Below are 11757 nucleotides of genomic sequence, written 5' to 3'. Positions count from 1 at the left end.
TCCGGTCTCCTCGACCCTCCCGATTCTGGCGACCGTCAGGGCCGCCACATCCCTGACCGCCGTGCCGCGTTCCGCCATCCCAACCTCCACGGGCCGTCTTCTCTGACGGCACGGGATCAGAGCAGAAACGCCTCATCACTCGCAGTGACTCACGAGGCCCGACCTTGCCGAGATCAGGCCGAGTCGTCACTGTCGGTCCACATCGAGGAAGCCCAGGAGATCCCCGAGTTAGTTCGGTCAACGGGACATCCGGTGTCCGAGTCTGCGGCTGGACCTGTCGGCGCGGCCGCGGCTAGTCGCGATCATCGCCAACCTGCGCGACCGCATCCAGGAGGCCAAGGCCAACGGCTGGCTCGGCGAGGTCACCGGCCTGGAGACCAGCCTGATCGAGGCCAGCCGCAAGCTCATCAGCCTGGATCGGGCCCGTGACCGCCAACCGACAGGCCCGGTCGACCTGGGCATCCCGGTCATCGCCGATCCCCGTTGACCAGCATCACCCGGATCCCACGACCAGGAGGAACCGCCCATGGTTCGGCACGACTCCGAGGAGGAACCGGCGGATGGCGGTCAAGTCGACGTCCGCGTCAGCGAGTGAAACCACCTCGCTGGATTTCTCGAACTCACCCGGATTCTTCCGGAAGGCCAGCCGGCAAGTCCCGGCCGAACTCGGCCCCTTCGTCACGTGGTGCGAGGCCGCACCTCCGCAGCTTCGGGGCGCGAAGACTGATATTACAGCCCTTGGCGCCGTGCGTGTTACGGACTCCAGTCAAAACCCGTTCAATCCAGCGTAAATACTTGACAGGTCGAGCAAGGGAGGCGTACAGACAGGGAGTTCTGTGGCCGTGCTGGTGAGCCGGCTGGGATGCACAACACCGAGCCCGCCAAATGTACGCGCGCGACGTAGTGACTCGCCCTGGTCCGCAAGCCGTGGGCGCTACGCAGTATGCAGTCGAACTGCTATACAGCTCGCTACTGAACTGGACGAATACCGCTTGTGGATGTAACAATGAGTTACGAGGTGCGATGCAGAGGTAACCGTCTGCGTAACTTGGCCGTCTTGAACGGATGGTGCTCATGGTTCAGGTGAAGCGCCGCCCCATCGCGCTGTTGTTAGACATACTACTAGTGCTATCAGGTGCTCTACTGGGGTTAACCTCCAGTTTTGCGGTAAATTATCTGCGGAATGTTCCTTGGCTGGCGAACTGGGCGCAGCAGTGGGCCCTACTGCTGCTTGTGGCCATTCTTCTGGTAATCGTCGGTCTGCGCATTTGGGTATTTGTTGCTGATAGGTCCGAACCTCGTCGGATCTGGCGGTCTGACCGTCCCCCCTATCCAGGGCTCGACGCCTTCACCGCTGAGGAAGCAGGGGTTTTCTTCGGTCGCGACCACGAGGTGAATGAACTAATGGCACGGCTGCAGCTGACACACGCCACCATCTCTGACCGGTTCGTCGCTGTGGTCGGCCCCTCGGGGGTGGGTAAGTCCTCGATGGTACAAGCCGGATTGCTGCCGCGTCTGACTATGCGCAGGCAGCCGTGGATCGTGGTGTCCCCGTTTGCTCCCGGCCAGCATCCCGCAGCTGGTCTTGCTCACGCGCTCACTGTTGAACTGGGTGGACAGTTGCCGGTGGAAGTGGTAGATACCGCAGTCCAGCTGGCGGCAGGCGAGCCTCTTGCATTGTTGAGGTTCATTGACCAGATTCGTGTGGCGCGTCGCCGCCGATCTGCCCCGCTGCTCATCGTTGTCGATCAAGCCGAAGAACTCGTCACCCTAACCGCCCATCATGAACGAGTGGCGTTCTTGCGGCTTATTCGAGATGCGCTGCAAGCCGACGTCCGACTGTGGGTGTTGACTACGCTCCGATCCGAATTTCTCACAGATTTTCTCGCGACCGAGTTTGGTCGACTGTTCGCTCGCCCCATCACCATTGGCGCACTAGAGCAACAATCCTTGTTCGATATTATCGAACGTCCTGCAAAAGCGGCCGGTGTTACCTTTCAGCCCGCCGGCCTACCTCATGTCATGGTGAAAGATACGGGTAGCGGAACGGCACTTCCGCTACTGGCGTACACGTTACAGAAGCTCTACGCGCAGGCCAATAATGACAAGGTGATCACCGAGCAGGACTATAACAGGATCGGCGGCGTGCCTGGCGCACTTATTCAACAGGCCGACAAGGTCACGGCAGAACTGATTGCCGACAATCCTGACAGCCCTATCTTGCCGACGCTACTACGTTTTGCGACGGTAAACGAAGGTGAGCCCACCAAACGTCCGGTCAGACGTTCGAGCATGTCACGTGATGAGTTGCGCATAGTGGAAGCTTTTGTCACTGCTCGACTCCTAACCAGCGATACTGTTGTGAGCAATGGCGTCACGGACATCGTCTATGAGGTCGCACACGAGACATTCTTCCGAAATTGGTCACCCCTGCGACAAGCGATCGATGCGAGCGCTAACGATCTGCAATGGCGAGCAGACCTCGAACGGTGGGCACAGGATTGGGATCGTTCCGGACGTCAACCATCCTACTTACTCCAAGGAGACCGGCTCGCGGTCGCGCTTCAACGAACGATATCTCTGCCGATCGCCAGCCAATTACCCCTTGTGCAAGAATTTCTTGCCTGCTCTCAGAACGTGGACAAGGCCACGATGCGCCAACTTGCCGACGTCATGGCTCGACGGGCTTTGACTATTGTCGAGACCGATCCGGAGCATGCACTGGCAATCGCCCTCACCGCCATCGACGATTACGCTCCGACGCCGTTGGCTACCCGCGCGCTGGTGACGAGCCTGGCGCACCATCGAACGACGCTGGTACTTGTCGGGCACGAGCGGATGTTGCTAGGTGTGGCCTGGTCACCCGACGCGACGCGTTTAGCGACAGTTTCGGCCGACCGGACGGCACGGATTTGGGGAGCCGCTGACGGTCAGGAATTGACTGTGTTGCGCGGACACGACGACTGGGTATTGCACGTCACGTGGTCCCCAGATGGGTCGCGTGTTGCAACCTGCTCCGGCGATAGAACGGCCCGGATTTGGGATCCGAGTACTGGTACCGAACTAATGGTGCTGCGCGGTCACCACGACCGAGTGTGGGGTATCGCGTGGTCTCCCGATGGGCTGCGAATAGCGACCAGTGCTGATGACCAAACCGCGCGCGTGTGGGACGCAAGCACTGGTGACGAAGTGTTGGTACTGCGCGGCCACCACAATCAACTCCGGGCCGTGGGATGGTCCCCAGACGGACGTCGTCTTGCAACCGTCCATGGCAACGGCGCGGTACATGTCTGGGACGCCACGACCGCTACCGAACTACTGGTGATGAACGAGGAGCACGAGGACTGGGCAGCAGATGTGGTTTGGTCACCGAACGGAAGACGTATCGCAACCTGCGCACGGGATCGCACTATTCGTGTGTGGGATGCTGCCTCTGGCCGGCAACTGCTCACCTTACAGGGCCATGGTCATTGGGTATCAGGTGTGGCGTGGTCGCCAGATGGCCAGCGCATAGCCTCGGCCTCCGGTGATAGAACCGGCCGGATCTGGGACGCCGTGACCGGTCGCGAACTGCTGGTGCTGCGCGGTCATCACGATCGACTCCGCGGCGTGTCCTGGGCTCCGGATGGCCAATACGTCGCTACCAGCTCCGAAGACCGGACGGCGCGAGTGTGGGATCCAAATACAGGCACTGAACTGATCACATTGCAGGGCCACACACGGTGGGTCTCCAGCGCGGCGTGGTCTCCTGATGGACGGCGGCTCGCGACTGTATCCAAGGATCGCAGCACTCGTGTCTGGGAAGCCAAAACCGGTCGCGCATTGTTGGAACTGCACAACCATGAAGGCAACGTGTCGGGCGTGGCCTGGTCACCTGACGGACACCGTCTCGCGACCAGTTCCGAAGATCGAACAGCACGCGTCTGGGATCCGCACCGTGGCCATCAGTTGCTCGTCCTTCGCGGTCACCAAGACTGGGTTTGGTCAGTAGTCTGGTCTCCGGATGGTCAACGCCTTGCCACTAGTTCTGATGACCAAACGATACGTATCTGGGACGCCACTACTGGCGACGAACTACACGTGCTGCGTGGCCACGAGGACTGGGTGCTCGGCATTGACTGGTCGCCTGATGGGCAATACCTCGCCACTGGTGATGGCGGGGGCGTCATCCGAATCTGGGACCTCAACACCAACACCACCACCGCCAGGGATGCGGTACATCGCGGCAACGTGTGGGAGCTTGCCTGGTCGCCTGATGGGCAACGTCTGGCAACAGCACCGCAGGACGGAGCCCCCAGCATATGGGACGCTCGTGATGGAGCCGTGACCACCTTTCTTCAGGGACATGACGATGCCATCTGGAGTGTTGCGTGGTCGCCGGACGGCACACGCTTAGCCACTGCATCACATGACCGCACCGCCCGCATCTGGGACGCAATCACAGGAAACGAAATCATCGTCGCCGGCATCCATACCGCCCCCGTCACCAGCGTGGCTTGGTCCCCGGACGGACAACGCCTGGCGACCACATCGGAAGACGGCACCGCCCGCATCTGGGACGCAACGATTACCGTAAAGTCGCTCATTACCAAAGCCCGAAGCCGAGTGCAACGCCCCCTTTCAGACGACGAGCGCCGTGCACTATTGGCTCACAGATTGAATCCTTGATCACATGACCATAACACTGAACACGAGGCAGACTAAAGGCGTTACATCGACCGACCCCGTCGGCATCTTGATCAGTGTTCTTTTAGAACGCATCGATCAAAGAAACTAATGCAATGCCTGATGGCAAGCCCGTAGTCATGTCGCGCTTCGCGGTAGTCCAGTAAAGCAGAATCTTCAGGGCATAGGAACAGGGCGCGAGAAGACTGTTGCCCAGGAGCTGTTTGTCCTCAAACACCTGCCACGGCGTGCGCCCGTCCGCTACCCGCACCAGGGGAACCGCGAGTTGTGCCGCCGACTCCTCGACGAACGCATACAGGTCATCGTCCTCAATCAACGTATCAGCAAAGAGCAACACGAGATCGTCCACGCCGTAGCGGTCAGCTACTCGACGCGCTACCGCCCAGCTGGCGATCCCACCGCTGAACTGCACAACTCGATTCCTACGCTCAACGGAACGCACAACGGCACGACTCCTCATTGAAGACTGATGTGGACGGATGGCGAGTGCGTGTATGTCAGGCATGAGAACCGCGACCGCACTACCGGACAGGACGCCGTTCTGGCGATGACATGCCCGCCAAGTCTGCCTAGGGTGTGGCGGCAAGCACTGCGGGAGTGAAGTTGGTTTGTCTCACCGGAAGGATGGGAGTGGATAGACGTGGCGGACCAGCTCGCTCCGCGAACGGGACCGGTGGTGGGCCGATGTGATCGGCGGTCAGCTGCCGGCAGGGGGAGCGAGAGGGTGTTCGAGGCGACAAGCACATTCCGGCGTGCGAGACCAGGTCGACGCTGGTGCCGCGCCGGGCTGGGACACGCAGCGCGGCGGGGACGACCGACAGTGAGGAAACAGTTCGATCGTGCACAGCGCGTGATTCTGGCGACCGCAGCAACCCTGCTGCCCACCATCGAGAACGTGACGATCGGCGCATCGCACCGACACCCGCAGTCAGGGGTAGCTTTGTCATGGCGCCGACTCATCCTGCGGGTTGATCACTTCGCCTCGCACGGTGCGGGCAATCAGTTCGGCGACCGCATCGACACTCGTGGCGCCCAGTTCCGCGACCGCGGTCGTGTCCGTCGCGCCGTTGTCGTCCGGACCGACGTAGAAGTCGTTGGCGTACCCGATCGCGCGGCCGTCGGCCCAGAAACCGGGTCCGGCGGCGGCACGGCACCTCTCGTTCTCGTCGACGGGTTCGACGTACAGGGTCATGGTCGCGCCGCCGCCGTACCCGACGAACGCCGTATACCCGTACGTCTCGCTTAACACGCGCACGACCTCGTGCATGTCGATCACGTCGGGCTCGGGCTCAGGCTCGGGCGATGCGTCGGCGAGAGAATCGATGACCAGATGCAGAGCGGCAGTGACTGGGGTGGGCAGCTCGTATCGCGTCGCAATGCTCACCAATGTGGCCAGACGGTCACGCTGCTCCTGGTCCAGGGATCCTTGGCGGACACGGCTGATCGCCGTGGTCAGAGGGTCGTCGACGTGTGCGGCAGGTTCGGGTGACGGTGGCGTGATCACGGAGCGCTCCTCATACAGGATCGAGTACTGGGCTTCTCGGGGACGAGGCCGGTACGGGTTGGCAAGGATGCGGGGCGGCGAAGACCCTCAATCGAGGTCGCTGTGGGCGCGATTGCCCCGGCCACCAGGGAAGTGGTGGTCGGGGCAATCGGTGTTGGGGCGGTCAACGGTTGGTGGTTGGCGCGTAGGGCTGTTCGATGCGGGCGAGTACGTCACGGTCGTGCGCGATGAGGTCGATGCCGGTGCCGGGGCCGAGTTGGCGGGTCAGGACGTGCAGGGCGGTGCGGATGATCGGCTCCGGGTCGTTGTGGTCGGTACCGATCCGCACCCCGTACACCGAGGACGCCGGCCCGCCACCAGGACGGTCGCGTAGCGCCAGCCGCAACCGACGGCCGGCATCCTGCGGGCGCGACGTGCAGTCGATACCGAGACTGGTGAACCAATCGGTGACTTCGGCGGCGACGTCACCGGCAGGCCAACGGCCGTCGGCGTGCTCGATGGCCTTGAGGCGGCCGAACAGGTGCAGGATTGCCGCGCCCTCGGGCGTGTCCGGGTTGAGGACCGGTGCCGGTGTGGCCGGATCGCCGTACCAGTGGTTGACCCAGTCGTGCTCCGCGTCCGCCAGATCACCGGCCAGCTGTCCCTTGATGTCCCCGCCTGCACCGGTGTCAGCACCTGAGCGATTGTCCGCGAGAGCCTGGACGGTCGCGTCGAACACCGGTGTGTCCGTGTGCGGGATCTCGCCGACGCCTGGGGAGTCATCACTGCGCATGAACGGTCTCCTTTTAAGTGGTTGGGAAGGGCGATCGCAGACATGCCGTGTCCCCGCGACGACCGGCATGAGATGGACGGCTGGCCGACGCGGCACTGAACGCAGGCAGCGCGACGCAGGTGATGAGACGATGGGGCAGAAACCACGCTGTTCGCCCTGATGCACAAGGACAATGCGGTGGGCTCGTCCCGACTTCCCTGAGATCGAGAAGGAGCGTGGCTGTCGGCCACCCCGCAGCGAAGATCAGTCCGCTTGCCTCTGGTGGCCCGAGTGTTGGGGGTGCGGTTGTGGTCGAGTGGAGGTGGCCAGTGCCCGCACTTTCAAATGGGCCGGCGGTCGCGGAACTCGAGCGCCTCCACGATCTGATCCAAGCCGGGGCGCTCCAGACCGTCCAAGAAAGCCAGAGTCCACGCGACCCGTAGCGCGCGTGTCGCGCCGCGTCCCGTTACCGCGCCCCTGGCCAGAGCGTCGTCCACAGGCGCGGTAACGGTTCTGGGGAGTCGGAATTCGCTCCGGTTCAGGACCGTGGCCGCAACCTCGGCGTTGGTGCGGGCACCGTGCGGTGCCCATCGCTGCTCGGCGCGCTGACGTGCCTGGGCCACCCGCGCGCGTACCGCCACCGTCCCGTCCGATGTGGACTGTTCCGGGGTGTGGCTGGACGGTCGCAGTCGCACACGCAGATCGATCCGGTCGAGCAGCGGGCCGGTGAGCCGGGACAGGTGCCGGCGCTTGGCATACGGACTACAGACACAGTCCCGATCTGACTGTCCGCACGGGCACGGCGCGGTCGCTAGCACCAGCTGAAACCGAGCGGGGTAGCGGGCGACGCCGTCCCGGTGGGCGATCCGAACTCCGCAGCCTCGTCGAGCAGCAGCACCCCGTGGTGCGCCATGCTGATCGCGCCGGGTTGCGGCCGCCCTGCGCCGCCGCCGACCAGTGCGGGCATCGAGCAGGTGTGGTGCGGCGCCACGAACGGTGGCCGACGCAGGAGCGGGAACTCCGAGGCCAGCACACCGGCGAGCGAATGGATCGCGGTGACGTCCAGCGCCTCTTCATCGGTCAACGCCGGCAGCAGACCGGGCAGACGGCGGGCGCACAGCGTCGTCCCGGAACCGCGCGGGCCCACGAGGAGCAGGTGATGACCTCCGGCGGCGGCGACTTCGAGCGCCCGGATCGCTTCGGGTTGCCCCACCACATCGGCCAGGTCCGGCTCCGCTACCGCAGCGCCGCCAGCCTCGGCGCGGGCACGGTGCGGGTTGGGGGTGGACAGATAACTGCGGCTGCCGCGCAGCCACGCGACCACGTCGGCCAACCGGTCCGCGCCGAACACCCGCATGCCGGTCACCAACTCGGCCTCCGGCAGCAGGACCGTGGGCACGATCGCCACCTCCAGGCCGGCGTCCCGGGCGGCGAGCAGGGCGGGCAGCACGCCGCGCACCGGCCTGATCCGCCCGTCGAGGGCGAGTTCGCCGACGAGCACGACCCGCCCTACCTCGTTGACCGGTACCTGCCCGTGCGCGGCCAACACGGCGCATGCCACCGCGAGGTCCCACGAGGAGGCCATACGCAGCCCTGGGGTGGAGGTGCTGAGGGTGACCTGTTCGACGGGCCAGGGCAGGTCGCTGTTGCGGATGGCGGCCCGGACTCGCTCCCGCGTCTCCCGCCGACCGGCCGCATCGGCGGATGCCGGGGCGGCTGGATCGGGCGGGCTGACGCGGGCGGTGATCGTCACCGGCGTCCCCACGATCCCCGACAGGGCTATCGACCACACGTGCGCGGTCCCCATCAGAGCACCACCGCCCCACACCGCTGGCTCGGGACCGCGAGGTGCGCTCCGCTCCTGGGGGGCGCCCAACCAGTGCCCTGCCGCGTGTTGCTGACCATGAACTGTCCCTTCGTTGTCATGCCGAGGTGGATGCGGGTGCATTGCTTGATCCGTGCCGGCACGAAATGCGTCGGCACCGTTGCCGCACCTGCGGTGGGCTGGTTCGAGCGATGCCGGGACGTCGAGGAGCCTGACCGGACACGAATACAGCGCCCAGCGCGGTGACCGGGTGTCGCATTCGCTGCTCAGATCCCGAGCGTCGCCCGGATGGCGGTCGCGCGCCGGTCTGGATCCCAGCCCACGAGGCGATGCCGCAGCCGGGGACGCGTCCACGCGCGCGGTGGGCGACCCCGGGTGCTCATCCAGGTGTCCAGGGAACTGCCGAAGTGGACGAGCAATTGCCACGTGTCGTTGTTGTCCCAGGAGCAGTAGGCGCACTCCTCGTGCTCGCACTTGTCAGAGTTGTGGTTGAACACGTCGATGTGGAACCGGAACATCTCGAGCACATAGTCCGGGTCCATCCGAGCGTCGTCGTGGGCAGCGTTCGACACAGGTACCTCCTGGCCGTCATGAGAAGTGGGAGTGCAGCGTTCGGTTGCGGCCGCGTGACCGGTTGCGGGCAGGGGCCAGCCACGCTGGATCGGGTCGTTCGGTGATAGCGGTGCTAGACCCAGCAGGTGGTGATGTGGCGTCGGTGAGCAGGTCGCTCGAGGTCACCAGGGCGGCGACGTGATCGCGCACCAGCACGTCGTCGGCGGCGTCGAACAGTCGGACCAGCGCGGCGTACATGGTCCGCATCCGTGTTCGGATCGGTTCCGCCTGAGAACGGCGCGCCTCCATACAATGTGACGTGAGGTAGCGGAACCGAGCGGTTCCGCAACGGGTTCCGGTGTGGTCTCGGTTGGGGTCGGTGGTGCACGCGCGTGGGCCTCGCCGCGGTGGTTCTGTCCAGGCGCAGGCTTTTCGCGGCTGGACAGGTTCGCGGCGGTGAGGCAGCATGCCGCGTCCACCGACCCCGATCGAGACCATCTGTGAACAGAAAGCTGGTGCCGCGCCGCTGACTCGGGCTCGGGCCCGTTTCGTAGCCGAGCCAGCGGCGTGTGGCACCGGAAACCAGGTCGCATGGGCACGTGACGCCCCCAGGGCCGTGAGACCGACGTTGATCAGTCAGGGACGCGGATGTGGTCCTGTGTGGACGGCTGAGACTGCCTCGAGGATCTCCGGGATTGAGCCGGCGAGCCGGGCGGTGCCTGTTCGGATCAGGTCGTGGCAGCCGACGGACATCGCCGAGGTGATCGGGCCGGGCACCGCCAGCACGGTCTTGCCCAGCGTCGCCGCGGTCGTCGCGGTGTTCTTAGTGCCGCTGCGTACCCCGGCCTCGACGACGACCGTTGCCGTGGAGAGCGCGGCAACCAGGCGGTTCCTGACCAAAAATCGGTGCCGGGCCGGGTGGGTGCCCGGTGGGTACTCGCTGACGATGAGCCCGCCTGCGGCGATGCTGTTCAGCAGATCGCTGTGTCCGGCCGGGTAGGCGATGTCGATGCCGCAGCCCAGGACCGCGACGGTCGGTCCGCCCGCGTTCAGCGCGCCCCTGTGGGCCGCGCCGTCAATGCCGTACGCAGCGCCAGAAGCGACCGTCATCCCGGCGGAGCCGAGCGTGTACCCAATCTCGGTGGCGACGTGCGCGCCGTAGCTGGTTGCCGCCCGTGCGCCGATCACGGAGACGGCCTGGTCGAACACGCCCTCGACCGGCGCCTCGCCACGCACCCACAGCCCGAGCGGCGGTCCCGCGCTCCGGAGGCCGCGGTCGGTCGGCGCCGCGAGACAGAGCAGTTGCCAGACTGGCCACTCCGGATCCTCGGGAACGAGCAGCCGGGCGCCGACCTTCTCCGCGGTGACGAGGTCCTCGCTGGCGAGATCGAGGTGCCGCCGGGACTCCGTCTCGCTGTGCACGGCCGGCGGCACATCGCCGATGCGGACTCGGTCCGCCGCCGCTACCGCGCCCTCGGCGTCAACCAAGGCATGCAGCGCGGGTGCCGGTGGCTCGGCGACACGCATGAGGTAGGCGCGGGCATGTCGAACGGCATCGAGCGCCTCACGAGCGTTCGGGGGCGATGGACTGGATGGTGGGGTGTCTGGCATAGCTCAACTCCTTCACGGGACCAAGGTGCGGCCAGTGGTCGGCGGAATCGCAGGACCTGGTCGGCCAATCGGGCTTCCGGCACCACCTGGACGGGCATCCGAGACGAGGGATTGGTGCTGACCACGGGCGAACCGCAGCCCAGAGACTCGATGCGACGGTCGGGCTGCGATGCCTGTCGCGGAACAGGGTGTCGGCGGCCCGTGCCCGGGGGATCTATGTCAGGTCGTCGCCGGCACCGAACGATCGAGACCGCGGCGTGTCGGGGTGAGGGCCGGTGAGGCTCTCGGCGAGCCGCTGTCGCAGCTTGTCCGGGTGAATGCCGTGTGCGAGGACCGCGCGCAGCAGGCTCGCAAGTCGGTTGGTCGGGTCGGCGGCCAGCGCGGTGTCGAGGGCGATGTTGGCGAGCACACCGTCACCGCGGAGGGCGGCGCTCAGGGCGAGCAGGGTGGCCGGGTGTGTCGCTTCCGGTCGCGGCGTGGCCCGGGTGAGCACGAACCACAGCTGCTCGGCGGCCGCGGGGTCGGCCACCGCGGGGTCGGTGAGCACGAACGCCAGACTGGCGTCGCGTACCACCTGCTGGGTCAGGGCGTGCGCGAGCCGCACCACCATCTCGTCATCGAACATCGAACCGGTGGCGCCGGTTTCGCTGATCTGTCGAATGGCCTCGCCCACGAGCCCGGCCGCGTCGGCAGTCGACATCGGCGGTAGCTCTCGCAGCAAGGCGGCGCGCCGGTCGAGATCAGCCGAGGGGTCGGCGAGTTGTGCCGCGAGGTCGTCGCGGCTGGTGTAGGTGACCTCGCCCGCCGCCACCCGCGCGACCGCCAGCG

8 protein-coding genes and 1 pseudogene are annotated in these 11757 nt (G+C 65.4%); 1 reads left to right on the top strand and 8 read right to left on the bottom strand.

What is annotated here, in order from left to right; all coding sequences use genetic code 11:
• Positions 1 to 1074 precede the first annotated feature (1074 nt).
• Positions 1075 to 4668, top strand: a complete 3594-nt coding sequence (locus ACJ73U_RS35990; protein ID WP_407782229.1) for an AAA family ATPase — start codon at positions 1075 to 1077, stop codon at positions 4666 to 4668.
• Positions 4669 to 4750: 82 nt separating this feature from the next.
• Here the strand turns inward: ACJ73U_RS35990 and ACJ73U_RS35985 are convergent, their stop codons facing one another.
• The 8 genes and pseudogenes from ACJ73U_RS35985 to ACJ73U_RS35950 form a co-directional block, all read right to left on the bottom strand.
• A complete protein-coding gene (locus tag ACJ73U_RS35985) occupies positions 4751 to 5098 on the bottom strand; it encodes a hypothetical protein (RefSeq protein WP_407782228.1) in 348 nt (115 codons plus the stop codon).
• Between the two features lie 531 nt (positions 5099 to 5629).
• A complete protein-coding gene (locus tag ACJ73U_RS35980) occupies positions 5630 to 6190 on the bottom strand; it encodes a hypothetical protein (RefSeq protein ID WP_407782227.1) in 561 nt (186 codons plus the stop codon).
• A gap of 163 nt (positions 6191 to 6353) precedes the next feature.
• On the bottom strand, positions 6354 to 6962 hold the full coding sequence (locus tag ACJ73U_RS35975) for a hypothetical protein (protein ID WP_407782226.1): 609 nt from the start codon (positions 6960 to 6962) through the stop codon (positions 6354 to 6356).
• 320 nt (positions 6963 to 7282) lie between these two features.
• Positions 7283 to 8748: pseudogene (locus ACJ73U_RS35970) on the bottom strand (YifB family Mg chelatase-like AAA ATPase).
• A 284-nt stretch (positions 8749 to 9032) separates the two neighbouring features.
• Complete coding sequence (locus tag ACJ73U_RS35965) at positions 9033 to 9338, bottom strand: hypothetical protein (protein ID WP_407782225.1); 306 nt, start codon at positions 9336 to 9338, stop codon at positions 9033 to 9035.
• A gap of 16 nt (positions 9339 to 9354) precedes the next feature.
• Positions 9355 to 9576 carry a hypothetical protein gene (locus ACJ73U_RS35960; protein WP_407782224.1) on the bottom strand — a complete coding sequence of 74 codons (222 nt, stop codon included), beginning with the start codon at positions 9574 to 9576 and terminating at the stop codon, positions 9355 to 9357.
• A 378-nt stretch (positions 9577 to 9954) separates the two neighbouring features.
• On the bottom strand, positions 9955 to 10929 hold the full coding sequence (dprA, locus tag ACJ73U_RS35955; protein WP_407782223.1) for a DNA-processing protein DprA: 975 nt from the start codon (positions 10927 to 10929) through the stop codon (positions 9955 to 9957).
• Positions 10930 to 11143: 214 nt separating this feature from the next.
• On the bottom strand, positions 11144 to 11757 hold a 614-nt coding region (locus tag ACJ73U_RS35950), incomplete at its 5' end, for a DUF4192 family protein (protein ID WP_407782222.1).

The sequence above is a fragment of the Actinophytocola sp. genome, assembly GCF_045807065.1.
Lineage (GTDB): Bacteria > Actinomycetota > Actinomycetes > Mycobacteriales > Pseudonocardiaceae > Actinophytocola.
Note: the sequence above shows the minus strand (reverse complement) of the source record. Positions and strands in the feature narration are given on the sequence as shown.